The sequence below is a fragment of the Pyxidicoccus sp. MSG2 genome (assembly GCF_026626705.1).
Lineage (GTDB): Bacteria > Myxococcota > Myxococcia > Myxococcales > Myxococcaceae > Myxococcus.
This window is the reverse complement of sequence record NZ_JAPNKC010000001.1, coordinates 7,545,859-7,570,851: the sequence shown is the minus strand read 5'-3', so window position 1 is coordinate 7,570,851 and position 24,993 is coordinate 7,545,859. Positions and strand designations below refer to the sequence as shown.

The 24,993-nt window shown below is 69.9% G+C and carries 25 protein-coding genes; 14 read left to right on the top strand and 11 right to left on the bottom strand.

The annotated features are described in order from the left end of the window. The first annotated feature begins 144 nt into the window (after nt 1-144). From OV427_RS29865 to OV427_RS29855, 3 genes are all read left to right on the top strand, one after another. On the top strand, nt 145-1,299 hold the full coding sequence (locus tag OV427_RS29865) for an FG-GAP repeat domain-containing protein (protein WP_267859597.1): 1,155 nt from the start codon (nt 145-147) through the stop codon (nt 1,297-1,299). An 87-nt stretch (nt 1,300-1,386) separates the two neighbouring features. Next, on the top strand, nt 1,387-1,842 hold the full coding sequence (locus OV427_RS29860) for a hypothetical protein (protein ID WP_267859596.1): 456 nt from the start codon (nt 1,387-1,389) through the stop codon (nt 1,840-1,842). Beyond that, nucleotides 1,839-2,516: a hypothetical protein gene (locus tag OV427_RS29855; RefSeq protein ID WP_267859595.1), complete on the top strand. Its 678-nt coding sequence runs from the start codon at nt 1,839-1,841 to the stop codon at nt 2,514-2,516. Before OV427_RS29860 ends, OV427_RS29855 begins: the two co-directional genes overlap by 4 nt. Nucleotides 2,517-2,632: 116 nt before the next feature. Here the strand turns inward: OV427_RS29855 and OV427_RS29850 are convergent, their stop codons facing one another. From OV427_RS29850 to OV427_RS29830, 5 genes are all read right to left on the bottom strand, one after another. Next, on the bottom strand, nt 2,633-3,469 hold the full coding sequence (locus tag OV427_RS29850; protein ID WP_267859594.1) for a Hint domain-containing protein: 837 nt from the start codon (nt 3,467-3,469) through the stop codon (nt 2,633-2,635). A gap of 45 nt (nt 3,470-3,514) precedes the next feature. Beyond that, complete coding sequence (locus tag OV427_RS29845) at nt 3,515-5,080, bottom strand: M4 family metallopeptidase (protein WP_267859593.1); 1,566 nt, start codon at nt 5,078-5,080, stop codon at nt 3,515-3,517. A gap of 191 nt (nt 5,081-5,271) precedes the next feature. Further along, the gene (locus tag OV427_RS29840) at nt 5,272-6,108 is read right to left on the bottom strand and encodes a hypothetical protein (protein ID WP_267859592.1); all 837 of its coding nucleotides are present in this window, start codon (nt 6,106-6,108) and stop codon (nt 5,272-5,274) included. A 22-nt stretch (nt 6,109-6,130) separates the two neighbouring features. Then, nucleotides 6,131-7,906 carry a M1 family aminopeptidase gene (locus OV427_RS29835; protein WP_267859591.1) on the bottom strand — a complete coding sequence of 592 codons (1,776 nt, stop codon included), beginning with the start codon at nt 7,904-7,906 and terminating at the stop codon, nt 6,131-6,133. A gap of 160 nt (nt 7,907-8,066) precedes the next feature. After that, nucleotides 8,067-8,903, bottom strand: a complete 837-nt coding sequence (locus OV427_RS29830; RefSeq protein ID WP_267859590.1) for a Hint domain-containing protein — start codon at nt 8,901-8,903, stop codon at nt 8,067-8,069. 496 nt (nt 8,904-9,399) lie between these two features. On the opposite strand from OV427_RS29830, the gene OV427_RS29825 reads away from it, so the two are divergent. Both OV427_RS29825 and OV427_RS29820 read left to right on the top strand, forming a co-directional pair. Further along, nucleotides 9,400-10,407 carry an alpha/beta hydrolase family esterase gene (locus OV427_RS29825; RefSeq protein WP_267859589.1) on the top strand — a complete coding sequence of 336 codons (1,008 nt, stop codon included), beginning with the start codon at nt 9,400-9,402 and terminating at the stop codon, nt 10,405-10,407. Next, entirely contained in the window at nt 10,404-11,153 is a 750-nt protein-coding gene (locus OV427_RS29820; RefSeq protein WP_267859588.1) for a carbohydrate deacetylase, read from the top strand. Before OV427_RS29825 ends, OV427_RS29820 begins: the two co-directional genes overlap by 4 nt. Here OV427_RS29820 and OV427_RS29815 read toward each other — a convergent pair. Next, nucleotides 11,137-13,047 carry an ATP-binding protein gene (locus OV427_RS29815; RefSeq protein WP_267859587.1) on the bottom strand — a complete coding sequence of 637 codons (1,911 nt, stop codon included), beginning with the start codon at nt 13,045-13,047 and terminating at the stop codon, nt 11,137-11,139. The genes OV427_RS29820 and OV427_RS29815 overlap by 17 nt on opposite strands. Nucleotides 13,048-13,242: 195 nt before the next feature. Here OV427_RS29815 and queF point away from each other — a divergent pair, with 195 nt between their 5' ends. Further along, on the top strand, nt 13,243-13,605 hold the full coding sequence (gene queF, locus OV427_RS29810) for a preQ(1) synthase (RefSeq protein WP_163999736.1): 363 nt from the start codon (nt 13,243-13,245) through the stop codon (nt 13,603-13,605). 23 nt (nt 13,606-13,628) lie between these two features. On the opposite strand, the gene OV427_RS29805 is transcribed toward queF, so the two are convergent. Both OV427_RS29805 and OV427_RS29800 read right to left on the bottom strand, forming a co-directional pair. Further along, nucleotides 13,629-13,832 carry a hypothetical protein gene (locus tag OV427_RS29805; RefSeq protein ID WP_267859586.1) on the bottom strand — a complete coding sequence of 68 codons (204 nt, stop codon included), beginning with the start codon at nt 13,830-13,832 and terminating at the stop codon, nt 13,629-13,631. A gap of 20 nt (nt 13,833-13,852) precedes the next feature. Beyond that, nucleotides 13,853-14,866 (bottom strand): serine/threonine-protein kinase, encoded by a 1,014-nt coding sequence (locus OV427_RS29800; RefSeq protein ID WP_420718372.1) that lies wholly within the window; start codon nt 14,864-14,866, stop codon nt 13,853-13,855. A 196-nt stretch (nt 14,867-15,062) separates the two neighbouring features. Here OV427_RS29800 and OV427_RS29795 point away from each other — a divergent pair, with 196 nt between their 5' ends. The 6 genes from OV427_RS29795 to OV427_RS29770 all read left to right on the top strand — a co-directional run bounded on the left by OV427_RS29795 (nt 15,063) and on the right by OV427_RS29770 (nt 21,265). Next, nucleotides 15,063-15,275: a hypothetical protein gene (locus OV427_RS29795; RefSeq protein ID WP_267859584.1), complete on the top strand. Its 213-nt coding sequence runs from the start codon at nt 15,063-15,065 to the stop codon at nt 15,273-15,275. 81 nt (nt 15,276-15,356) lie between these two features. Next, nucleotides 15,357-16,487, top strand: a complete 1,131-nt coding sequence (locus tag OV427_RS29790) for a phospholipase D-like domain-containing protein (protein ID WP_267859583.1) — start codon at nt 15,357-15,359, stop codon at nt 16,485-16,487. Between the two features lie 77 nt (nt 16,488-16,564). Continuing rightward, nucleotides 16,565-17,377: a hypothetical protein gene (locus OV427_RS29785; RefSeq protein ID WP_267859582.1), complete on the top strand. Its 813-nt coding sequence runs from the start codon at nt 16,565-16,567 to the stop codon at nt 17,375-17,377. Between the two features lie 80 nt (nt 17,378-17,457). Next, the gene (locus OV427_RS29780) at nt 17,458-18,285 is read left to right on the top strand and encodes a DUF3396 domain-containing protein (RefSeq protein WP_267859581.1); all 828 of its coding nucleotides are present in this window, start codon (nt 17,458-17,460) and stop codon (nt 18,283-18,285) included. Between the two features lie 90 nt (nt 18,286-18,375). Next, nucleotides 18,376-19,890: a Ppx/GppA phosphatase family protein gene (locus tag OV427_RS29775; protein WP_267859580.1), complete on the top strand. Its 1,515-nt coding sequence runs from the start codon at nt 18,376-18,378 to the stop codon at nt 19,888-19,890. 154 nt (nt 19,891-20,044) lie between these two features. Continuing rightward, complete coding sequence (locus OV427_RS29770; RefSeq protein WP_267859579.1) at nt 20,045-21,265, top strand: zinc-dependent alcohol dehydrogenase; 1,221 nt, start codon at nt 20,045-20,047, stop codon at nt 21,263-21,265. 22 nt (nt 21,266-21,287) lie between these two features. Here OV427_RS29770 and OV427_RS29765 read toward each other — a convergent pair whose 3' ends face one another. Both OV427_RS29765 and OV427_RS29760 read right to left on the bottom strand, forming a co-directional pair. Then, nucleotides 21,288-22,313, bottom strand: a complete 1,026-nt coding sequence (locus tag OV427_RS29765; protein ID WP_267859578.1) for an S-adenosylmethionine:tRNA ribosyltransferase-isomerase — start codon at nt 22,311-22,313, stop codon at nt 21,288-21,290. Next, a complete protein-coding gene (locus tag OV427_RS29760) occupies nt 22,310-23,038 on the bottom strand; it encodes an SDR family NAD(P)-dependent oxidoreductase (protein WP_267859577.1) in 729 nt (242 codons plus the stop codon). The genes OV427_RS29765 and OV427_RS29760 overlap by 4 nt, the downstream gene beginning before the upstream one ends. Before the next feature lie 85 nt (nt 23,039-23,123). Between OV427_RS29760 and OV427_RS29755 the strand changes: the two genes are divergently transcribed. Next, a complete protein-coding gene (locus OV427_RS29755; RefSeq protein ID WP_267859576.1) occupies nt 23,124-23,681 on the top strand; it encodes a helix-turn-helix domain-containing protein in 558 nt (185 codons plus the stop codon). Between the two features lie 9 nt (nt 23,682-23,690). Here the strand turns inward: OV427_RS29755 and OV427_RS29750 are convergent, their stop codons facing one another. Next, complete coding sequence (locus OV427_RS29750) at nt 23,691-24,293, bottom strand: 2OG-Fe(II) oxygenase (RefSeq protein ID WP_267859575.1); 603 nt, start codon at nt 24,291-24,293, stop codon at nt 23,691-23,693. Between the two features lie 84 nt (nt 24,294-24,377). On the opposite strand from OV427_RS29750, the gene OV427_RS29745 reads away from it, so the two are divergent. Further along, a complete protein-coding gene (locus OV427_RS29745; protein ID WP_267859574.1) occupies nt 24,378-24,992 on the top strand; it encodes a DUF4230 domain-containing protein in 615 nt (204 codons plus the stop codon). Nucleotide 24,993: the final 1 nt, after the last annotated feature.

Sequence of the window (24,993 nt, the reverse complement as noted above, 5' to 3'; positions counted from 1 at the left end):
CGGGAAGGGGTGGCAAAACCACACTTGTCGCTGAATAGCCTGTAAACAAAGAGTAACACGACTTCGATGCCCAAGAACGACAGGCATCATACGGAGAGTGATGGCAGGATGGGGGCCTCTTCGCCGTCCCCCGGACCTGACGCCATGCTTCGAACCCTCCGTGTCCTCGTGGGCTGTACGGGGCTTGCCTGCGCCGCGACACCGCCCGAGCCTCCGCCCCCGGAGCCGCATTGGCTGGGCTTCCAGGCGTCGAGCCTGTCCCTCGCCGCGGGCGGAAGCCAGGCGCGGGGGCTGCGCGCCGCCGACGTGAGCGGAGACGGCGTCGTGGACCTCGTGCTCATCGCCTCGCGCGAGGAGCAGGTCTGCATCCTGGAAGGAAGCCAGGGCGGTGCCTTCTCGCCCCCCCGCGCGCTGACGGCGGGAAAGACGCCCATGGACGTGGCCGTCCAGGACATGAACCGGGACGGACAGCCGGACCTGCTCGTCGTGGGCCACTTCTCCAATACGCTGGCCGTCCGGCTGGGCAGCGGGCGCGGGGCGTTCCAGGAGCCCGTCTCGTACTCGCTGGGCAACCACTCCCAGCAGGTGCGGGTCGCCGACCTCGATGGGGACGGGGACCTGGACGTCATGACGAAGAACGCCGGCTCGGCCGGCTTCTTCAACATCACCCTGCTCGCCGGACGGGGGGATGGCACGCTCGAGGCCGCGACGCCCTACTCCGTCACGGGCCTGCCCAGGGATTTGACGCTCGCGGATGTGAACGCGGATGGCCTGCCCGACGTCCTGGTGCTCAACACCAACAGCTACACCGTCGACGTGCTCCTGGGGCAGAGGAGTGGAGCGCTGGCGCCCCTCCCGCCGTATCAACTCCAGCGCGGCGAGGACAACGAGCCCTTCCGCTTCGCGGCCCTGGACGTGAATGGCGACGCCCGGCTGGACCTGGTCATCTCCCATGCCCTGGGCGTGCCCGGCCATCTCTCCGTGCACCTGGGCAACGGGGAGGGGGGCTTCACCGCCTCCTCGAGCATCCCCGTGGAGGAGCCGGGCGAGGTGGTGGCCGCGGACTTCAACCGCGACGGCAGGCCCGACCTCGCACTCACCCGCCTCTCGGGCGGTGTCTTCCTCCTGCTCGGCGCGGAAGGCGGCACCTTCGGAGACCCCGTGCGCGTCGCCTCCGGGCCTCCGCCCACGTCGCTCCTGGCCGCCGACGTGAACGCGGACGGCTTCGCCGACCTGGCCTGGACCACCCAGGACACCGTCGAGGTCCTCCTGGCCGCCACCGCGCCCGTGAAGCCCTAGAAGACAGCTCACACCCCATGTCCTGATTGACACTATCCGTGAAATAGTAGAAAAATATGCTAAACCTGAATTATTTGGAGGTTTGGCATGAAACACCCGTGGCTCCTCGCCTGTCTCTTCTTCTGTGTGGCGCTGTCCGGCACCGCCCGGGCGCAGCTCGCCGGCCGTTGCTCGGGGGACGACAACCTCACCCCGCAGCAGGTCCAGGGGCGCAATGCCTGGGCGCGCAAGTGCAACTACATCTCCGCGACGAAGGAGGCCATCCTCAACGCGGATGCCGAGTACCAGGTCTTCGCCAACGGCTGCTTCCAGAACCCCTGCTCGACCACCAACTGCCAGTTCTTCGTGCCCATCTCGCCCAGCGCGCCCTGCATCACCGGCCTGGTTCTGCTGGGAAGCTGCGTGGCCAGTGTCGCATCCCCCGTGCAGCGGTACATCATGCTGGCAGCGGGCCCGGCGGCGGAGGAGGAGCCCTGGCGGCACGTCTGGCATCCGAAGGCCCCCGCCCAGGCGCCGTCGCACGGCCACGAGCGCGCCACATGAGCGCCACGTCAGCAACCCCGGGCGCCTTCCGCCCTCCGCTGCTGTTGGCGGCGCTGGCGTGGGCCGTGCTGATGGCCTGCGGCCCCGTGGACCCGGTGCCCGAGGACGCCACCGTCGAGTCCTCCCAGTCACAGGCCCTGTGCTACTGCGACGCCATTCCGTACGCACGGCAGCAGCCGGAATCCATGCTGCCCCTGTGTCCCTACTCCCAGTGCCAGATGTGCGGTGACGGGTACTGCGGCGCCAACGAGACGGTGTGGAACTGTTCCATCGACTGTGGCCCGGCGCCCTGGTGTGGGAACGGGACGTGCGAGTCCGGCGAGAACGAGACCAACTGCGCCTCGGACTGCTACTGCGGCGACGGGTGGTGCAACGGCGAGACGATATACACCTGCCCGGTCGACTGCGGCTGCCCCAACCCCTGCGGCAACGGCGTCTGCGGCGCGGGAGAGTCCACCGCGACGTGCCCCGGCGACTGCGGCTCCGCCTGTGGAGACGGCGCCTGCAACGGGACTGAGACGGTGTACTCGTGCAACGCGGACTGCGGCTACTGCGGTGACGGCTACTGCAGCACTCCGGAGACGCGCTTCAACTGCGGGGTGGACTGCGGCGGCCCCTACTGTCTGTACGAGCAGTGCCCGCTGGTGCCGGAGGCGCCGCGCTCCGAGCGCTGAGCGCGGAGCGCTGAGCGCGGAGCGCTGAGGCAACGAAGGGCCCGGCATGAAAAGGGTGGGGCCCCGGCGAAACATGCCGGAGCCCCACCTGGACGGCCGCTTCGGTCAGCGGGGGATTACAGCCCGCTCACGTCGATGTCGTCACGCACGTTCAGGCGGTAGTCGTCCGCCGCCCACTCGTTCTGGAAGCGCACGGAGCCGGTGAGGAAGCCCTCGGCGTTCATCACGTTCTCAATCTTCTCCTTGCTCTCCGGACGCACGTTCCACACCTGGCCCTTGAAGTTGAAGACCGTCACGCGGTTCAGGTGCAGCTTGACGCCGTCGGCGCCGTGCAGCGTGTCACCGACCTTCAGGGTGCGGGCCTTCACCATCGTCCCGTCCTCGAGGACCATGGGGTGCTCGGCCGTCACTTCCAGGCGGCGACCCTCCTGGGTCTCCAGGGTGAAGATGTCCTCCTGGGTGTCACCCGCGACGAAGCTGCGGATGGGCTGCTCGCCGAACGACAGCAGGCCCGCCTCGGAGTCCTTCGTCAGGGCCGTCACGGTGTGCAGGCCCTGCGAGTAGGCCTCCGGCACCGGGACCATGCGGCCGGCGAACTGCACCTTCATGCTCGGCGTGGTGCAGCCGGCGACGCAGGTGCCCAGCTTGACCAGGTTGGGGATACAGGCCGACGCCTCGGTGGCCGGCACGTGGAACGTGCAGGTGGAGCCGGCCGGGACGGCCGGGTACGAGTAGCAGCCGTTGGTGAAGACCTGGTACTCGTTCTCGCCGTTCAGGTACGCCTCACGCGTGGCGGTGATGAGGCCGCAGCGGCGCGCCCAGGCGTTGCGGCCCTTGGCGAGCTCCGACGTGACGAGCTGGTCGTCCTGGAAGCAGCGGGTGGACAGCTGCGCCAGGGCCGTGCTCGAGAAGCAGGTTGCGAAGACAGCGGCTGCGATGAGGATGTTCTTCATGGGTTCTCCGTTCGGTTGTGCTTCGGTGGACTGCACTTGAACCGCCTACGGCACGCCCGCGGCGCTCCAGGCGTTGGTCACCGAGCTCACGACTCCAGCGTCGTACCGGTCCTGCGCGGCCTGGATGGTGTAGGCCTTGGCCTGGGACATGGTGGTCGTCGACGTGTAGTAGTTGGTCGCGGCGAAGTAGAAGGTCTGCGCGGCCTTGTTCATGCCGACGCCGCCCACGTTGATGGCCGTCTTCCCACGCGGGTGCGTGCCGCCGGTGACGAGCAGCTTGAACACCAGGTTCTGGATGCCCGAGTTCCAGTGCACGCCGCCGTTGTCCGCGGTGCCCGTGTAGCGCTCGGGGTAGTAGTCCTTGGACGAGCCGTCCTGCGTGGGGTTGCCCATGTAGCGCAGGGCGTCGTTGGCGATGCCCGGCGTCCAGATGTCCTCGCCAATCTTCCACACGTCCGCGTCCAGCGAGCCGCCGCGAGACCAGCTCTCGCAGATGGCGGCGGCGATGTCCGACAGGCTCTCGTTGAGCGCGCCGGACTCGTTGCGGTAGACGAGGCCCGACTCGTACTGCGTCACCGCGTGGGTGATTTCGTGGGACGTGACGTCCAGGTCCAGGCCGAGCTGGCCCGAGTTCACGCCGTCGCCGTCGCCGAAGACAATCTGCACGCCGTCCCAGTACGCGTTGACGTAGGCGGAGCCGTAGTGGACGGTGCTGGTGATGCGCGCGCCGCGGTCGTCGAACGAGTCACGGCCGAAGATGGTCTCGTAGCAGGCGTACGTGGTGCCGACGTGGTCGTAGTTGCGGTCGATGTGGGCGTCGCCGGTGGCCGCGCCGCCCTCGGAGCGGCGCAGGGTGCCGGGCGTCGTCCACTGGTTGTTGGCCGAGTGGAGGTTGCGGTTGAGGGCGGAGTGGACCTGCGGCCGCACGTCGAGGACCTTGCCCGACGCGGCGTCCACGTAGACCACGTCACGCACGGGGCCGCCCTCGCGGGTGCCCACCAGCGTCAGCTCGTACGCGGAGGACAGGACACCCTCGGCGCTCAGGAAGTAGACCACGCGGGACTCGCCCTGGGCCTTGAGCGTGTCGGTGCCGGCGAGCGCCGCGTCCACCGCCGCCTGGGGCGACAGGCGGCTCAGCGTCACGGGCTCCTGGGCGCCGCGCGCCGTGCCGTTGGCCGCGTACACCTCGCCCCGGGTGTTGACGTGGAGGATGAGCTCGCCGCCCACCACCGGAAGGCCCTTGCGGACCTGGTCATACCGGACGTGGGTGAAGCCCACGTCGTCCGTGCGGGTGGAGCGCACCTGGAGGTCCTCGGCGCGCAGGCCGAACACCGGGGCGATGCCGCGCAGCGCGGGCGCCAGCGCGTCACCCGCGCGGAGCGCCACGAGCGACGTGTCCGTGGTCCCCAGGCTGCCACGGATGAACGTGGGGATGCCCCCCTTGCCGGTGCTCACCACCTCCACCTTGCCCAGCGCGGCGAGGGCCGACTGCACGTCGCCCATCTGCACGCCGTCCTGCGAGGTCGCGGTGCTCTCGGGTACGTCGCCGCAGGCGACGCCCATCACGGCACAGCACGCCCCAATCAATCCCTGCTTCCAAGCTCGAGTCACGGTGCACTCCTTGTCTGCTGTGGGTGTTGCTTCACGGCTCCAGCGCATACGCCGCCGTTCCGCGCCCCCGGCTGAGCGGAGGTCGGTGAGGCGACACGGGGTGCGGCACCGGATGCGCTGGTACGTCCGAACACACGGGGCCCCCTCTGCCTCGGGCAGACAGGGGCCACCGGGTGTCCACGGCGGGGCTGCTAGAGGTGGGCGACGATCTGCCGGACCTCGTCGGGGCTTGCTCCCGATTCGGCCAATCCGGCGACGAGCGCCTCCAGCAGCAGGTTCTTGAGCTTCTGGCTCTCCAGCTTCGTGTACGTGTCGACGGCGAGCCGCCGGTCGACCTGGGCGAGCCGGAACAGGAGGTCGTACTTCTCTCCGACGAGGCCCTTCTTCACCGAGTCGGACAGCTCCCGGTCGATGGGGGAGAGCGCGAGCGACGTCATCGCGTCACGCGCGGCCGGGTCCGTGGGGGCCAGCTCGAAGAGCAGGTCAATCATCGCCATGCGCTCCAGCACCGGCTCGGGTTTGGTCTCCATGAACTGGGTGCCGGCGGGGAGCTGCTGGAGGGCGGACAGGTCCGCCAGCTCGTCCTTCAGCGCCGCGATTTTCGGCCCGGTCCCCTCCTTGGCCAGCTCTTCGAGGAAGACTTCCTTGCGGAAGAAGGCGTTGAAGCGTCCGGCCCGGAACTGCCGCGCCGTCTGCCGCGCCGCCTCGCGCTGCTCCTGCGCGGCCTGGGCCGGGTCCTGGGCCGCGGGCCCGGCGGGCGCCGGAGCCTGGGCGGCCTGGCCGGTCGCCGTCGCCGGCTGGGCGCCGGGGCGCGCCGCGGGGGTGGAGGCGCCACGCGCCCCCGGTGTCAGCACCGCGGCGCCCGGCGCCTGCCCGGAGCCGGGAGGCGGCGGAGCCACGGGGCCCATCCGGGTGACCAGGGCATAGAGGCCCGTGCCGGCGAGGAGGAACAGCGCGAGCCCCGGCCCCACCAGGCGTGCCCTGGAGGGCTTCTTCAGGTCTTCATCCACGGGAGGATGTCCACTCATTGGGTTCACTCCTTCTCAAGGGTCAGAACAGCCAGCGCGGAGGGCTGGGCTCTTCCACGAGTCCATTCGTGAGACCGAAGAACCTGCGGTTGACCACCCGGTTCTCGGGGTCCACCGTCACCTGGAGGAGCGGCTCGGAGAAGGGCACCGTCACGGTGACGGTGTCCGACGTCGGCGCCAGCCCATAGTTCAAGGTGACCTTCTGCTTCTGCGTGGCGCCCTCCAGCAGGACGTCCACGGACACGGGGTAGTAGGTCCCCGAGTACGAGAGCTGCTTCGCGGTGAGGGTGACCTCGCCGTTCGCCTCCTGGGGGGTGACCTCGAAGAAGGGCCAGTCCGGGTCCCCGCTGCCATGGACCCAGGCCGCGAAGTAGGGACCCAGGTCCTTGTTCGAGACGAACTCGAGCGAGTCGCGCAGGTCCGCGACGCCGCGGTGTCCCGGCTGGTTCAGGAAGTGCTTGATGCCATTGATGACCGTCTGCTGGCCCAGCAGGGGCTCCAGCTGGAGGAAGAGAATCATGGGCCCGGTGCCATAGACATCCGCCGCCTGCGACAGGAAGACGGGGGGCGGGTCGTCGGCGGGCTGCGGGTAGTAGGCGGCGGTGCGGGCCAGGCGGTCCCAGTAGGCCCGCGTCTGCTCTGCCTCGCCCGCGGGGCGGCTCTGGAGCTCGAAGATGTAGGTGAGGTACTCGGCGATGGCCTCCTTCCAGATGAAGTCGGAGGGAGCCGACAGCGTCGTGCGGTTGCCCGCCCACTGGTGCACGACCTCGTGCATCAGCGTGTGCATGGTCATGTTGGCGTAGTCCCGCCGCAGGTCCGGCAGGTCCTCGCGGAGGATGAGGTTGGCGGGGTGCTCCGCGCCCAGCCAGTCCGTGGGCCCGCCCGCGACGCGCAGGTCCGTCCCATAGGGAAGGGGCCCGAGCTGCCCGATAATCCAGTTCATGTACGCCGTGACGCTGGTGGCGTCGAGGGACGAGGCCAGGCGCCCGCCGGTAATCTCGAAGAAGACCAGCTTGAACTTGCCGGCCACCTCCGCGAACGTGCGCTTGGACCATCCGCGGTTGGAGGCCACGGCGAAGGACGAGTACGTGGGCGCCTTCGTCAGGCCGGTCAGCTCACACTTCGTGGTGGTGTTGTTGGGAGTCGTGCGGGTGCCCGGACAGACGACGACCTCGCCCTGGGCATGCTTGACGGTGAGGACGTAGCTGGTGAGCAGCTCCGTGCGGTCGTCGCAGGGGCCGAACAAGTCACACGACCCCACCCAGTTCAGCAGATAGGAGAAGGTGTTGTTTCCGCGGTCCTGCCGCCGGGAGAAGCCGACCTGCGTGAAGTCGTAGGTCTGGAGGGGAACGGTGAACTTCGCCTCGAGCTTCACCTGGCCCGCCATCTGGCCCCACTGGCCGCAGACGCGCACGGCGCCGGGGAGCGTCTCCACGCTCAGGGGCGGCAGGTCGTTCCACTCGACGTTCGTGAGGCCCAGGGGGGCATTCACCAGGAAGCAGTTGCCGCCCGGGAAGTCCACGTTCAGGTAGAGCTGGGAGAACGCGGCACCCGTCTGGGTATTGAACTCGTATTCATACCGGGTGATGGAGGCCGAGAAGTCACCCGTGGGGCCGCTGAGCGACTCGGCGGCCACGAAGGGGTGCGCGCTCGCACGCAGGCCATCCGCCTCCGTGGCGCCCGGCTCCCCCGGGCCACAGCCGGCCGCGCCCATTCCCACGGTCCCCATCACCACCAACAGCGTCCCCAGGGTGCCGTGCGCCGACCCTCTTCCAATGCAGCCTTCATTGCTTCGCATAGATTCCTTCTCGTGACGTGACGAGAACAGCGAGGCAGGGCGGCGGGCCTCCAGAGCCCGGCAGGCCTCCGCGCGCGATGCCATTTCCCGGCTTTGCATCAACCGCTCCCGCGAGGGGCCATGAAGGCCCTCGCGGGAGCGCACCACCGATTCGACGGAATCAGATGCCGTCGACGGACGCCTCATCGCGCAGCGACAGGCGGTAGTGGTCGTCGGCCCACTCGTTCTGGAAGCGGACGGAGCCCGTCAGCAGGCCCTTCACGTCGAGGACGTTCTCAATCTTCTCGTGGCTGACCGGCTGGACGTTCCAGGTCTTCCCCTCGTAGCGGAAGACGGAGATGTCGCTGATCTCCACCTTCTCGCCCCGGGTGCCGAGCAGCAGGTCGCCCTTCTTGAGCGTCTTGGCCTTCACCATCTCACCGGAGGCGATGACCATGGGGTGCTCGGAGGTCACCTCGACGCGGCGGCCGTCGGCGGTCTGGATGGCGAAGACGTCTTCCACGGTGTCGCCAGCGACGAAGGTGCGGATGGCCTGCTCACCGGTGCTGGGCGACTCGAGCAGCGCGTCCCGGGTGAGGGCGGTGACGCTCTTCACGCCGGCGGCGTAGGCATCCTCGATGGGCCAGTACTTGCCGTCGAAGGCCACCTTCTCACGCGCCGTATAGCAGCCCGTCACGCACGTCCCCAGCTTGACGAGGTTGGCGACGCAGGGCGCATTCACGTCGGCCGGGATGAAGAAGGTACAGGTGGCGGTGGCCCCCGTCACGGCGAAGGAATAGCACCCGCCCGAGTACACCTGGTACTCGCCCTCGGAGTTCAGGAAGTCCCGCTTGGCGGCAGAGATATAGCCGCACTTGTAGGACCAGTTGTTGCGGCCCTGTGACAGCGTCGTGGTGGTGAGCTGGTCATCGGTGAAGCAGCGCGTGGCGAGCTGCGCCGACGCCGTCGTGGAGAGCACGACACACGCGAGAGCAGCCAGATAGGAAAGTCTCTTCATGGTTTTCTCCTGGAGACTGCGGCGACTACGGCGACTACAGGTTTTTTAGGTAATCATGAATATTCCGTTTTTCACTCACCGTAAAGTAAAATCCGCGTTTCGTGCAATGGCTTTCTCGTGAAGAGCGGCGTGGATGGAGTCGGGCCTGAATCAGACGTAGGGGGTTTCCACTATGCAGACGGGGGGTAAGGGACTGCCGCCAGGAATAAAACCCCCAGTAGATTCATGCACTTACAATCACTACAGGATGGGCGCGACACCGCGATTGGCGTCTGGGAATGTCGCACTGTGACAGCGACCTGACGCAATGAGTTGCGTCGGCGCGAGCCGAATCCTGCGTGACGGGGGGGCAATGTTGACACAGCGGATGGGCTGAATCGAGACGGACTCGGAGTCCGTCTCCGTGGGACGAGCGTCACCTGGAGGTGAGGGTCGCCCCGACGCACGGCCCCTGGCCCATCGGCGGGCCTCCAGGAATGTGTTGAGATTGCCAGCCGTGCACCACCGCCACCTGTCCTTCGCCACCCTCGCCCTGCTTGCCGGGGCCGCCGCGTGCTCCACACCCAACGAGGTCCGCAGGGACGGCACTTCCGAAGTGAGCACCTCCGCCGAGCCGCCCGTCCCGGAGCGCAGCGCCTGCACCGGCCTCACCGTGGGGCCCGGCACCCACGACTGGACGGTGACGCACGAGGGCCGCACGCGCACGTACCGCGTCCACGTCCCGCCCGGCTACGACGCCACCCGGCCCATGCCCACCGTGCTCGCCTTCCACGGCTTCGGCTCCAACGAGCTCAAGATGGAGGCCCTGACGGGTCTGTCCACGCTGGCGGACACGGAGGGCTTCGTCGCCGTGTACCCGCGCGCGCTCAGCCCCGCGGAAATCAGCGGTACCGGCGCCCAGGACTCGCCCCGGAGCTGGAATGCAGGTGGGTGCTGCTTCCCCGCCCGGGGCGTCGTGGACGACGTGGGCTTCGTGGACGCACTGCTGGCGGACCTGGACACCCGCGTGTGCGTGGACACGCACCGCACCTTCGCCATGGGCTTCTCCAACGGCGGCTACTTCACGCACCGGCTGGCCTGCGAGCGCGCCAGCCGCTTCGCCGCGGTCGCCCCCGTGTCCGGCCCGGAAGGCCTCAGCCACTGCACGCCGTCGCGCCCGGTGCCGGTGCTGCACTTCCACGGCACCGCCGACGACCTCATCCTCTACACGGGCGGCGCCAACCTCGGCCGCTACGGAGCCCCCTACCCGGGCGCCGAGGAGACCGTGCGGCGCTGGGCGAAGCGCAACGGCTGTAGCGACACCCCGGTGCAGACGTACCAGAAGGCGGACAGCACCTGCGTCGCCTACACCGGCTGCACGCCCCAGAGCGCCACCGCCTCGCTGTGCACCGTGCAGGGAGGCAGGCACGCGTGGCCGGGATACCCCCACTTCAACAACGGCACGCTGAACCTGGACGCCACGCGTGAGGCGTGGCGATTCTTCAAGGAAAGAGCCCGTCCATGAGCGCCCGCGCCCTCATCATCAACGCCGACGACCTGGGCTACGACCCGGCCGTCACCCGAGGCATCCTCCGCGCCATGCGCGAGGGCGTCGTCTCCTCGGCCACCTTCATGGTGAACACGCCCTTCTCCGAGGCCGCCGCACGCGAGGCCCGGGGGCTGTCCATCGGCCTGCACCTCAACCTCGCCCGGGGCACGCCCGTGTGGAGCGGCTTCCCCCGTGCGCTGCTCGGCGAGGACGGCGGCTTCGTGGAGTCCCGCGCCGCCAGCCTCCCGCCGGGCGTGGTGGAGGCGGAGTGCTTCGCGCAGCTCGCCCGGCTCGCGGGGCTGCTCGGCCGGCCCGCCACCCATGTGGACGTGCACAAGCACCTGCACCGCCACCCGCACGTGCTGGAGGGTCTGGCCCGCGCCGCCCGCGCGGCCGGGCTGCCGGTGCGCTCCATCGACCCGGGCATGCGGCGCGCGCTGGAGTCCCACGGCGTGGCCACCAACGCGCACTTCATCGGTGACGCGGGCACGGACGCGTACTGGACGCTGGAGCGCTTCGAGCAGCACCTGGCCTCGCTGCCCGCGGACGGCGTCATCGAGCTGATGTGCCACCCGGGCTATCGGCCCGAGACGCTGAAGAGCGGCTACGCCGCCCAGCGCGAGGTGGAGCTGGAGACGTTCCTCCACCCGAAGGCGCGCGAGGTGCTGGAGAAGGCCGACGTCGTCCCGGCGGACTTCCGCGTCCTCACACCCGGGGGCTGAGCCCCGCGAGCGGCGCCTCGGGCGCGGCCAGCTCCGCGGGCCGGCGCCGCTCCACCATCAGCACGTTGCGCACCCGCGCCACCAGCTCGTCGGGGACGTACGGGCGGGTGCACAGCGAGGTGCCCTCCTGCGCCCACCAGGGCCGCTCGTCGCCGGCCAGGAGGATGGGCACGGGCCGCGCGCGGGGCAGCGTGGCGAAGGTCTCCAGGAAGACGCCCGCCTGCCCATGCGTGGCGCTGGTGGACAGGACGATGAGGTCCACCGGCAGGTGCGTGGCCCGGCGCAGCGCCTCCGCCCCGTCGCGCGCGGTGAGCACCTCGAAGCCCTCCGCGAGCAGCACGCGCTCCGCCACCGACTCCTGCGCATGGTCCTCGTCCAGGAGCAGCACCCGGCGCGGCAGCCGCTTCACCTCGTGCGACGACATGCGCGGCAGGCTCACCGTGAAGGTGCTGCCGTGGCCCTCCGAGCTGGACAGCGAGAGCGAGCCCCGGTGCAGCTTCGCAATCGAGTGGCTGATGAAGAGGCCCAGCCCCAGCCCGCCGAAGTTGCGGTGCGACACGTTGCGCGCCCGGTAGAAGCGCTGGAACACCTGCGACTGGTCCGCGCCCGGGATTCCGATGCCGTGGTCCTGCACGTGGATGCGCGCCTCGCCGTGCACCCGCTCCACGGTGACGGAGATCGGCTCGCCCGCGGGGCTGTACTTGTGCGCGTTCTCCAGCAGGTTGACGAGCACCTGCTCCAGCCTGTCCCGGTCTCCCTGCACCCAGACGCGCTCGCGCGGCACCTCGACGGTGAAGGGCCGCTCGAAGGCGGCGCGGAAGTGGTCCACCACCTCCGCCACCAACTGCCCCACCTCCAGCGCCGCCAGGTGGAGCGCCAGCTTCCCGGCATCCAGCCGCGACGCGTCCAGCAAGTCGTCCACCAGCCCCGCCAGCCGGTCCACCTGGCGCTTGGACTTGAGCACCGTGGCCAGCTCCACCGGCTGCCCCAGGGAGATGCGCCGCTCCATGGTGTACAGGCCCAGCTTCAGCGGGGTGAGCGGCGTCTTCAGCTCGTGGCTGGCGATGGACATGAACTCCTCGCGCACCTGGAGCGCCGCCTTCGCCTCGCGCAGCAGGCGCGCGTTCTCCACCGCCACCGCGAGCTGGTTGGCCGCCGCGCTCCACAGCTCCAGCTCGCGCACGGAGAAGGACGTCCCCTGCTCCTTGTAGAGCAGCAGCAGGCCCACCGTGCGGCGCGGCGCGCACAGCGGCACCGCGGCGAAGATGGAGCCCATGGCATCCCCGTAGCCGCGTTGGATTCCGAGCTGCGGCTGGCGCGAGGCCAGCGCCTGCCGGAACGGGTCCTCTTCCACGTCGAAGGTGTCCTCCGGCGAGTCCGCGCCCGCCAGGTCCGACACGGCGGCCCGGCGCAGCTCCTTGCCCTCCTCGCAGAGGAAGACCTCCGCGCGCCGCACCTGCGCGCAGCGCACCAGCGCCACCACCGCGGCCGCGCAGACGCTGTCCACCTCGAAGGTCTCCCCCACCGCGCGGGCAATCTCCTGCACCGCCTGGGAGAAGGCCCCCTCGTCGTCCACGCCGGAGGGCTCGACGACCAGCCAGGCGCCCGGCTTCTCGCCCGCCTTGGCGGGCCGCACCTGCACGCGGACCTGCCGGAGCGCGCGGGTGATGACGTGGCCGGTATGGGCCCGGCCCTCGCGGATGGCGCGCTCCACCGCGTCCAGGCTGCGGCCGCGCTCGAGCGCGTCCAGCAGGTCGCCTCCCGCGCGCAGCTCCACGCCCGTCTTGTGGGCAAAGCCCTCCTCACACCACTGGACGCGCAGGTCCGGCCCGACGCGAATCAATGCGAGCGAAAGGCACGAAAAAGCATCTTCGACGTCGGAAGGAAGCGGCATGTGCTCAGGGCGGGGGGAGAGACCCACTGGGGATTATGAGCCCCTCCCCGGGCCGGCAACCGACCCACCCCCCGGATTCCCCGCTGGTGGACGCCGGGCACGTTGGGGGGCCGACAGATGCCCCCGAGGGCAGCCGGCAAGCCGACATCCACGCGACGGATGACACTCAGCGTCGGTGTGGTAGACGACATCGTCATGCCCTCGCAGCCGACCAAGGACATCCAGACCTTCCCCAACCCCGCAGCCGATCGCGACTACGAGATTGCCTTCGACTGTCCGGAGTTCACCTGCCTGTGCCCCCTGACGGGCCAGCCGGACTTCGCCCGCTTCAAGATTACGTACGTGCCCGACCAGCTCTGCGTGGAGCTCAAGAGCCTCAAGCTCTACATGTGGGCGTACCGTAACGAGGGGGCCTTCCACGAGAAGGTCACCAACACCATCGCGGACGACATCATCAAGGCCATCCAGCCGCGCAAGCTCACCGTGGTGGGTGACTTCTTCGTGCGCGGCGGCATCGGCACCATCGTCACCGTCACGCACGAGAAGAAGAAGGGCTGAAGCCGCCGCCCGCGGGCCGCGGACTACTCCTGCTCCTGCCGCTGCTGGAGCAGGTCGTCGGCCCGCTTCTGCATGTCCCCTTCAATCCGGTCAGCGGCCCTGCGCGCGGGCTCCAGCCCCCGCGCGGCGGCCGCCTCGGGGTCCGTCCGCGCGGGCCGGTTCAGGACGTACCAGGCCGCCCCGGCGACGATGCTCATGCCCAACACGAAGGTGATGATGCGTCCCATGGGATGCCTCCTGCCTCTGGTCAGCGAAAGAGCTGCTCTATCAGCGGTGCCCACTGCGACTGGCTGAGGTAGAGCCCCGCGCCCGCGGCGGTGACCACCGCGGCGGCGGCGGCCAGCACCCACTTGAGGTTTCCCCCCGAGCCGGCGCGAGGCATGTCGAACACCTCCACCGCGGCGTCCAGCTCCTGCGGGCGCAGGAGCTGCTGGGCCTCCGTCTCCGTGAGCTTGTTGCGGTGACGGAGGAAGGCCACGAGCAGCGCCGCGTGGGAAATCTGCACCTCCTGCGCGAGGAACACGTCCAGCTCGCGCCGCATGGCCGCGGCGTCCGGGAAGCGGTCCTCCGGCTTCACCTCCATGGCGCGCTGGATGATGCGGGCCAGCGGCGCGGGCACGTTGGGCGCCACCTTGGAGAGCGGCGTGTACTTGCCGTCGCGAATCTTCGCGAAGACCTCGCCGGCCGTCTTGCCGTGGAAGGGCCGGGCGCCGGAGAGGGCCTCGTAGAGGAGCACGCCGAGCGAGAAGATGTCGGTGCGCCCGTCGAGCGGCGCGCCCGTCACCTGCTCCGGTGACATGTACGAGGGCGTGCCCACGGCCATGCCCTGCTGGGTGAGCGCCTCCAGGCCCACGTCCTTGGCGATGCCGAAGTCCATCAGCTTCACCTCACCGGACTTGGTGAGCATGACGTTGGCCGGCTTGAGGTCGCGGTGGATGATGTGGCGGAAGTGCGCGTGGTCCAGCGCGCTGGCGATGCGCGCGGCGATGACGCCGGTGACGTCGGGCGGCAGCGGCCCCTCGCGGATGAGCGTGTGGAGGGTGGGCCCGTCCACCAGCTCCAGAATCATGAAGAGGCCGTCGTTCTTCTCCACCAAATCGTAGAGCGTGACGATGTTCTGGTGGCGGAAGGCGGCCAGCGCGAGCGACTCGCGGCGGAAGCGCGACAGCGTCTCCTTGTCGCGCTGTCCCGCCGGGAGCAACTCCTTGATGGCGACCTCGCGCTGCAGCATCTCGTGCAGGCCGCGATACACGACGGCCATGCCGCCGCGGCCCAGCTCTCCGAGCACGCGGTAGGCGCCAATCTTCCGATGACGTGTGGCTTTTTCTGCGGGGGGCACGGCGCGGAGGGTAGCGGAGCATGCGCGCAGCGTCGATGGGCCGTGTGGCCACCCACCAGGCGGGCGGGTCCGAGGGGGGATGACTCCACGGTGGAGTCCGCTACCCTGCGTGCCCCCCATGAAGAACGTTCGCTTCCTCGTCCCCGTCCTCGCCCTCTTCGCCCTTCAGGGTTGCATCTACCACCGCGGCCTCAAGGAGGCGCAGTCCTCTCCGTCCAAGTCGAAGAAGTCCAAGTCCAACAGCAAGGAGTGCCACCCGAGCCAGTACTGGGACGGCGACCAGTGCCGTCACAAGGGCAAGGGCAAGGGCGCTCGCAAGCACGACGACTGAGCTGAGGGCATGTGGGACGGCCCCGGTGTCACCCGGAGGCTGTCCCGCTTCCGCTCCGGGAGCGGTAGGGTGGGAGCGGCCATGCGCACCGAAGCCGCCCTGTCCCCGCTGCCTGTCCCTCCCCTGCCGTCGCTCCGGGAGGAGGACACGGAGCGCATCACCCTGCTGGATGGCGGGACGGAGGCATACCCGCGGATGCTGGAGGCCATCGCCTCCGCGAAGCAGCGGGTGCACCTGGAGGTGTACACCTTCGAGCGCGAAGGTGTGGGTGCGCGCTTCCTCGACGCGCTGGTGGCGGCGGCGCGGCGGGGCGTGACGGTGAAGGTGGTGGTGGACGGCTGGGGCAGCATCAAGGCCAGCAGCCACCTCACCGAGACGCTGAAGGCCGCGGGCGCGAAGGTGCGCGTGTACAACCCGCTCACCTCGCTGTTCACCGGCCGCTCGTGGCGCAACCACCGGAAGATTCTCCTGGTGGATGACGCGGTGGCGTTCCTGGGTGGCATCAACATCGGGGATGCATATGCGGCGCACGGTGACGAGCCCGGCTGGGCGGACCTGGCGCTGGAGCTGCGCGGGGACATCTGCCGGCAGCTGGGCGCGAAGCTGCACGCGGGCGCGTCCGCGCTGGTGTCGGGGCCGGTGAGCCTGTTCCTGTCGGGCTTCGGCGGCGGGCACCGGCTGCGCAAGCGGTACCTGTCCGCGATTGATGGGGCGAAGCGCGAGGTGGTGCTGGCACACGCGTACTTCCTTCCGGACATGCGCTTCGTGCGGGCGCTGAAGCAGGCGGCGCGGCGGGGGGTGAAGGTGTCCCTGCTGCTGGCCGGGCGCAGCGACGTCGTCTTCGCCCGGGCGGCGACGATGCGGCTGTACCGTGACTTCCTGCGCGCGGGCGTGGGCATCTACGAGTGGACGGCGTCCACCCTGCACGCGAAGGCGGCGGTGGTGGATGGGGAGAAGCTGCTGGTGGGCAGCTTCAATCTGGACCCGTTGTCGCTCGTGAATCTGGAGACGCTGGTGGAGGTGGAGGAGCCGCGCGTGTCGGCGCAGGCGTCGCTGTGGCTGGAGAAGCACATGGCGGTGTCTCGGCGCGTGCTCCTGGAGCAGTGCGGACGGTCGCCGTTGCAACAGTGGTTGCTGGATGTGGTGGGGCTGGCGGTGGCGCGGTTCGCCGAGCGGTTCGCGAGCTTCATTGGCCGGCGGCGGCGCAGGTAGCAGTGCGCGGTTGCGGGTTCCCCTGATTCTGGAGGAACGGGTCCGGTTCGTAGAGTCCCCGCTCCTTGGGAGGGGACATGCGACTGTGGCTGGTGGTGGTCTGTGGCGTGCTCGTCGGGTGCGCGGGGACGCCGGAGCGGAGGGGACGGGCGGAGGGTTACCGTCTGGATTCGGCTTCGGCGGGGTGCCGGCAGAGCCCGGGGCTGTGTACCGCCGCGGCGGGGGAAGAGGCCGTCATTCCGGGGGCGCGGGCGGCGAAGGTGGTGGCCACGGCCGCTGCCGCTGCCGTGACTGCCGAGGTGCTGCGGTTGTTCGAAGAGCAGCGGGATGCTCTCGAGCAGGCACTCACGGAATGCGCGGACCTGGCGCGGTCGAAGGTGCTGCTCGAGTTGTTCAGCGGGAGTATTCCCACTGCCGAGCAATGCAAGTCCGAGGTGGAACGGGACGCGAAGGGCCGACCTGTGACCCTTGCCATGAAGCTTGGCACCGAGATGCACAAGGTGGCGCTAGCATGCGCACAGCCGAAGCTCGCGAGGCTCCGCCCCGGGGGCTTCAGCCTGGAGCCGCGCTACCTCTACGACCCCACTACCGGGAAGTGGAGCCTGACGAGCCGCGAAAAGGAGAAATCACTGCTGACGGACGGTCCCCTGAGCGAACTGAAGGGCTCGCTCAAGCCCGACGTCGTCATCCACACGGACGACCCTCGCCGGGCACTGGCTGCCTACGACTTCAAGTTTCCTTGCGCGGACATCACAAACATCGTTCTGTGGACTGATTATCCTTCAGGGCCGCCTCATTTCGGTCGCAACCAGGAGGCGGCGTACATGAAGGCATTGGGGCTGACTGACCCACCGGTGCGCATTCAACCCAGACTTGGGACCATCCGATGAGCGACCACTTTCCGAGGATCCGGCTTCGAGCGCAGAGCGGATACATGCTTGTTCGTGAGGGTCTGAGCCTTTGCTTCTTCATGAAGCGCCTGCACTCCGAAATCGCTCCAGGTGTCATGCGCTCGCTCGAATATTACCTTCAGGCTCTCGGCCCCTCGGCACTTGATGCGTACGCAGACTCGAACGGAGAGTGGCAGCCGCTCGATGAAGGTGGATGGAGGCACATCCGCCAGGACCTCTTGAAGCCGATCTACGTGAACATTCATCTGGTCGATGCAGCCGGCGGGGAGGAGCGCTATCGCTTCGACTATCGAGGGCGAGAACTCGGCGATCCGTCGCTTCGCTCCGATCCCACGGAGGCCTGCTACGTTTCCTATTGGTTGCCCACGGAGCTCCTGGAGGAGCGCGGGCCGCAATGGGTCCGCGAGCTGATACTGGGAGTTGCCGCCCCCCTGCCCTTCGATTCAGGCAACGCGGGACTCGCCTTCAACTGCGACCTGGGTCTGGTGGGTGTCAACCGCGAGGTCTTCCGGTACTGCTTCCGCTACCCCGGCATGGACGTGCTCCATCCGAGCTGGACCTCCATGAAAATTGGCACCCAGGTCCGCGGCCCCTCCTGGCTCACCTTCCTGGGCCAGCCCGTGCTCGGTGAACTGGGTGGCGCCGCCGGCCTGCGCTCCCGGCTCAAGACGCCTGGAACCACCGTGCAGGAGATGGTGGGCGACCGGGCCGTCGTCACCCTGGGCCCCTGGCCCGAAGCCGGCGACACCGAGCAGGGCAAGGACCTGCCCGCCTACCGCGAGCTGGCCCGCGTCCTGGAGCCGTGGACCCTTTTTGGTGATGCCCGAAGCATCCTGCGCATGGACCCGGACAGAGCCCGCCGCTGGGAGCGCCGCTTCCTCGACTGACGCCCTGCTCGCCACACGGCCGTTACACGACGCTCCGCGCGGTTCCCGCTGCGCCCACGTGCCGTCGCGCCCTACACTCGGCGCAACGCCATGCCCACTCCCACCCTCCAGCCCGTGCTCGCCGCCATCGACGTGGGCACCAATGCCGTGCGCCTGGAGCTGGCGCGCCCGGACGCCGACGGCTCGCTCGAGACGCTCCACCAGGAGCGAGACCCCATCCGCCCCGGTGAGGGCGTCTTCGCCACCGGCGCCATGCCGGAAGAAACGGCCGAGCGGCTCCTGTCCACCCTGCGCCGCTACGCCGCCCTCTGCCGCCGCCACAAGGCCCAGGTGCGCGCCGTCGCCACCAGCGCCCTGCGCGAAGCCCGCAACAGCAGCGACATCGTCCGCCGCGTCCGCGAGGAAGCCGGCCTCACCCTCGAAGTCGTCAGCGGCAAGGAGGAGGCCCGCCTCATCTGCCTCGGCGTCCTCCACCGCAAGCCCCCCGGCACCCGCTCCCTGCTCATCGACATTGGCGGCGGCAGCACCGAGGTCGCCACCGCCGTGGGCGAGAAGCCCGACAACCTCTGGAGCCTCTCGCTCGGCTCCGTGCGCCTCACCGAGGTCTTCGAGGCCTCCGGCACCGTGACGGCCAAGCAACTGCGCCTCATGCGCAGCTTCGTCTACGAGGCCCTGCGCAAGACGCTCCCCGAGCAGCTGCCCAACCTGCCCCGCGTGGCGCTCGGCTCGTCCGGCACCATCAACGCCGTGGTGGCCTTCGCCGCCAGCGAGAGCAGCGGCAACGCCACCGTGCGTCAGCTCACCCAGGCCGTAGACACGCTCGCGGACATGCCCCCCGAGCGCCGGCGCAAGCGCTTCGACCCCAAGCGCGCGGACATCATCGTCTCCGGCGCCGTCATCCTCGAGGCCGTCGTCCGGCACCTGGGCGTGGAGTCCGTCAGCGTCGTCAACCGCGGCCTGCGCGACGGCATCCTCGTGGACCTGCTCTACCGCCAGGACGAGGAGCGCGAGGACCACAGCCTCGCCGACGCCGCCATCGTCATGGGCCAGCGCTTCTTCTTCGACGAGAAGCACGCGCGCCAGGTCTCCCGCCTCTCCCTCTCCCTGTTCGACGGGCTCGCCGCCCTCCACCAGCTCCCGCTGTCCGTGCGCCCCTACCTGGAGGTCGCCGCGCTGTTGCACGACGTCGGCCACGCCGTCAGCTACGAGCGCCACCACAAGCACACGTACTACCTCATCCGGAACGCGGACATCCCCGGCCTCGCGGACCGCGAGCGAGAGCTGGTGGCCCGCATCGCCCGCTACCACCGGCGCAGCCCGCCGGAGCTGGCGCACTCCGGCATGGTGGGCCTCAACCCGACCGAGGCCCGCACCGTGCGCAAGCTGGCCACCCTGCTGCGCGTGGCCAACTCGCTGGACTTGAGCCACCACCAGCCCATCAAGGACTTCAAGGTGACCAACGGCAAGGACGGCGTCGCGCTGCACCTGCACACGCGTCAGCCCGTGGACCTGGAGCTGTGGAACGTGGAGCACGAGGTGGTGAACTTCCGCCGCGTCTTCGGCAAGCGGCTGTCGTTCCACGTCCACCACACCGGCTCGCGGTAGCGCTCGCCCGTCCGGCCGCTGTCCGGAAGAGGAGGCGGCGCTCGCTTTGCCCCCACCCCGGGCGATGCCCAGCCTCCAAGGCGCACGGGTCCGCCCTCACGCCGGGCCCGTCCGCCTTGGGACCAGGGCCCCACGAGGGGCAGGAGCGCGCGCGATGAAGGCTGTCGTTTTCCATGGGATTGGGGACATCCGGCTCGACGAGGTGGAGGAGCCGAACATCGAGAAGCCGACGGACGCCGTCGTCCGCCTGAGCGCGAGCGCCATCTGCGGCACGGACCTCCACATGATTCGCGGCACCATGCCCGGCATGAAGCCGGGCACCATCCTCGGCCACGAGGGCGTGGGCTATGTCGAGTCGCTCGGTGACGACGTGCGCAACTTCAACGTCGGCGACCGCGTCGTCATCTGCTCCACCATCGCCTGCGGCAACTGCGTCTACTGCCGCTCCGGCTACCATTCCCAGTGCAACGAGGCGAATCCCAACGGGCCCGCCGCGGGCACCGCCTTCTTCGGCGGCCCGGCGACGACGGGGCCCTTCCACGGCATGCAGGCGGAGAAGGTCCGGGTGCCCTTCGCGCACGTGGGCATGGTGAGGGTGCCCGAGGGCGTCACCGACGAGCAGGCCATCCTCGTCTCCGACATCTTCCCCACCGGCTACTTCGGCGCGGAGCTGGCGGGAATCAAGAACGGCGACACCGTGGCGGTGTTCGGCTGCGGGCCGGTGGGCCTGTTCGCCATCGCCAGCGCGAAGCTCTTGGGCGCCGGTCGCGTCTTCGCCATCGACTGTCACGAGGACCGGCTGGACCTGGCCCGCACGCAGGGCGCCGAGGTCATCAACTTCGACCAGGAGGACCCCGTCGAGACGCTCAAGCGCCTCACCAAAGGCATCGGCGTGGACCGCGCCATCGACGCGGTGGGCGTGGACGCCATGCATGCCCACCACGGCCCTGCGGAGAAGGTCGCCAGGGTGGAGAAGGCCGAGTTCAAACGCGAGGTGAAGGAGGTCGCCCCCAGGACGAAACCGGATGGCGACAACTGGGTGCCGGGAGATGCCCCCGCGCAGGCGCTGCTGTGGGCGGTGGACGCGCTGGCGAAGGCGGGCACGCTGTCCATCATCGGCGTCTACCCGCAGCAGGCGCGCACGTTCCCCATCGGCATGGCGATGAACAAGAACCTCACGCTGAGGATGGGCAACTGCAACCACCGCAAGTACGTCCCCAAGCTGCTGGAACTGGTGCGCACCGGCGTCGTGGACCCCACGTCCATCCTGTCCCACGTGGAGCCCATGGGGAGCGCCATCGACGCGTACCGCAACTTCGACCTGCGCAAGCCGGGCTGGGTGAAGGTGGAGCTGGAGCCGTCGCAGATTCAGTGACGGCTCCCCGAGCCTCGGTGCCTCACGCATCCAGCAGGAGGCACGAGTCGCCGAACTCGTGCCCCAGGTAGCCGCTCGCCTCCGCGTGGGCGGCCGCCTCCTTCAAGAGCGGCAGCGGCGCGAAGGACTGGAGCAGCGCGTGGTGGCTGCTCCCTGGCTCGTGCACGCCGGTGAGCAGGCCGTGCACCACGCGCGGGACGTAGCCGGGGCCCAGCAGCAGGTCCGTCGTGCCTTCGCCCGCCACCAGCGTCCCGCCGTGCTGCGCCGCGCGGCCCTCCAGGGCCCGCACCACGGTGGTGCCCACCGCCACCACGCGTCCTCCCTGGGCCCGGGTGCGCGCCACCGCCTCCACCGTGGCAGCGGGAATGTCCGAGCGCTCGGGCCGGGGCAGCGCCGCGTCCAGCACGTCATCTCCCGTGGAGGACAGGCCGGCGGCGTGCGTCAGGGTCGCCAGGTGCACGCCGCGCCGGCGCAGCGCCAGCAGCAGGCTCCCGGTGAGGGGCAGGCCCGCGGACGGGGCCTCCACGGCCCACGGACGCGCGCCATACACCGTCTGCACGTGCCACAGCGCCAGCGGCCCCCCGGTATACGCGTACTGCACCGGACGTCCGCCCCGGTACAGCGCCGCCCACAGCGCCGCGCCCTCTTCCTCGAAGGCCACCCGCAAGAGCCTCGGCGAGGGCGGCAGCACCTCCACCACCCGCGTGTGCAGCCCGCCCACGACGAAGCGCGTGCCCACCGGCAGCACCGGCGGGGGCGGCCGGTCCTCGGTGCGCTTGCGCCAGTCCCCCGTCCCGAAGAGCACCGCCGTCCAGGTGCCGTCCGGCTCGCGCGACATCAGCCGCAGCTCGATGCGCTCTCCCGACTCGGTGCGTCCGGACAGGGAGGCGGGCAGCGTGGCGGCGTCGTTCAGCACGAGCAAATCCCCCGCGCGCAGCAGCGACGGCAGGTCCGCCACGTGGGCGTCGGAGAAGCGGCCCGCGCGGGGCTCCACGTGCAGCAGACGCCCCGTCTCGGGACGCTCGTTGGGCCAGCGCGCGGGCTTCATGCGGCCTCCAGCTTCGCCGCCTCCAGGCGGGTGCCCGAGGGCAGCGACTCCGCCCGCTCTTCCACCAGCGTGACGAGGCGCGCCGCCACCGACTCCGGCCGGGAGAGCTTCGAATAGTCCGCGTCCGGCACCGCGTCGCGGTACATCCGCGTGTCCATCTCCCCCGGGTCCACGTTGAGGAAGCCCACGCCGGTGCCTTCCAGCTCCGCGGCCCAGATGCGGCCCAGGTGCTCCAGCGCCACCTTCGACACGCTGTACGCGCCCCAGCGCGGGTAGGCGGACACCGCCGCGTCCGAGGTGAGGTTCAGCACCAGCCCCTGCCCCCGCACCACCATGCTGCCCGCCACCGCCTTGGTGAGGCGGAAGGGGCCCACCACGTTGACCTCCAGCACGCGCTGCAGGTCCTCGCACGCGGTGTCCAAGAGCAGCGGCAGCGGCGTGGGCCCCAGCGTGCTCGCGTTGTTCACCAGCACGTCGATGGGGCCCACCAGCGCGGTGGCCGCGCCCACCAGCGGATGAATCGCTTCCTTGTCCCCCATGTCATGGGCCAGCGCGTGGACTTCCAGGCCTTCCGCGCGCAGGGCCGCGGCGGCGGCCTCCATCTCTCCGGCGTGGCGCGCCACGCCCACCACCCGGGCACCCCGGCGGGCGAACGCCGCCATCAGCGCCTGGCCCAACCCCCGGCTCGCCCCCGTCACCAGTACGGCCTTTCCGACCAGCTTCATGCGTATGTCCTCCATGCCTGGAGGGATACACGGCCGCTGCCAAAAGATTGGTGCGGCGGCCAATGCCTTGGCAGATTGCCAATCCATGAACGACGAGGACCTGCCGGACAGGCTGGCACGCAACATCCGGACGCTCCGCGAGACGCGCGGCGCCACGCAGGCGCAGCTCGCGAAGCTGGCGGGCGTGCCCCGGGCCACCTGGGCGAATCTCGAGTCGGGAGCGGCCAACCCCACGCTGTCCGTGCTGCACCGGGTGGCGGGCGCATTGCAGGTGTCCCTGGAGGAGCTCATCGCGAAGCCCCGGGCGAGCGCCCGGCACTACCCTCGCGCCAGCCTCCCCGTCCGCATGCGCGGCGCGGGCATGCTCCGCAAGCTGCTGCCCGACCCGCTGCCCGGCATGGAGTTCGACCGGATGGAGTTGCCGCCCCAGGTGCGCATCACCGGCGTGCCCCACACGCCCGGCACCCGGGAGTACCTCGCCTGTGAGTCCGGCGAATTGCTGCTCATCGCCAGCGGCGAGCGCTTCCACCTCCAGCCCGGGGACGTCGTCGTCTTCCGGGGCGACCAGAAGCACTCGTACGAGAACCCGGGGACGAAGACGGCCGTGGGCTACTCCGTCGTGCTGCTGACGCCCGCGGTGTGAGCGCGCGGCTCAGCCCGCGTCGCGCCCGTAGTACCAGGCGGTGAGCGCAAGGCGCGGGGCGAAGGCGGGCAGCACCTCGTGCTCGATTCGCTCGCTCAGGAACACCACCAGCCGGTCCAGGGAGGGCTCCACGTCCACCGGCGCCGAGTCCTCCGGGTACAGGCGCAGCACGCCGCCGTGTGCCGGCGTCCAGCCCGCGTTGGCGTACCAGATGGCCGTGGCCCGCCGGTTGGACTGGCCGGGGAACGCGTCACGGTGGCGCGCGTAGTGAGCCCCTCCGCCCGGGTAGCAGGCGAGCTGCAAGTCGAAGCGCCCGAGCCCCAGGTATGCGCCGGCGGACAGGGCCTCGCCCAGCTCGCGGAAGGACTCCCACAGCACGCCCAGTGGCGTGCCCGGCTCCGGCAGCACCCAGTCGATGAGGTCTCCGCGCACGGCCGTGTCTCGCGTGCGGTCCGCGCCGCGCCGGATGGCCGCGGGCCGCAGGCCGCCAGAGTCCGCGCGGGCCAGGGCCTCGTCCCGCGCCGCGTGCGCCCGCGCCTCGCCCAGGAATGCGGGCCGGATGAAATATCCGCGCGTCCCCAGCGCTTCGACCTCGTTGTCCGTCAGCTCCACCCGACTTCCTCCACGCGACACGTCGCTCCCGTGCGCACACCGTGCCCCAGACGTCCCCTCCAGGGAAGGAGGTACACTGCCCCCATGGCGCACCTCTCGCGAGTCCTCACCATCCTCCTGGGTGCCACGCTCGGCGCGGTGGGCGCCTGGCTGCTCCTCCGCCCGCCGCCCACCTCCCTGCCGGACACGCCGTCCGTCGTGCAGCAGATGCGCGACGTGGCCCGGCTGGAGACGCTGGATGTGTCCCTCTACAAGAAGGTGGCCTTCAGTCCCCAGCCCGAGGCCACCGACGCGCTGTGGAAGGACGTGCTGAGCTGGGCCGCCTACACGATTCGCAATCAGCATGGCCGCGCCATCGTCTTCGCGGACGCGCGGCTGGGCTTCGACTTCCAGCGCTTCGACGCGTCCCACCTCCAGGTGGCTGGCACCCGCGTGTACGTGGTGCTGCCGCCGCTGGAGGTGAAGGTGGAGCTGCGCCCCGGGGAGACGGAGGTCATCGACTCCAACCTGGACAGCGCGCAGACGGCGCAGCTCCTGGAGAAGGCTCGCGTGGCCTTCGAGCAGGAGGTGCGCGCCGATTCTCGCCTGCGCCAGCGCGCCCGGGACTCCGCGGAGCGCTCCCTGCGCGCACTGCTGCTCACGCTGGGCTACCGCGAGGTGCTCTTCGTGGAGAACCTGCCCACGGCCACCGCGGGCTGAC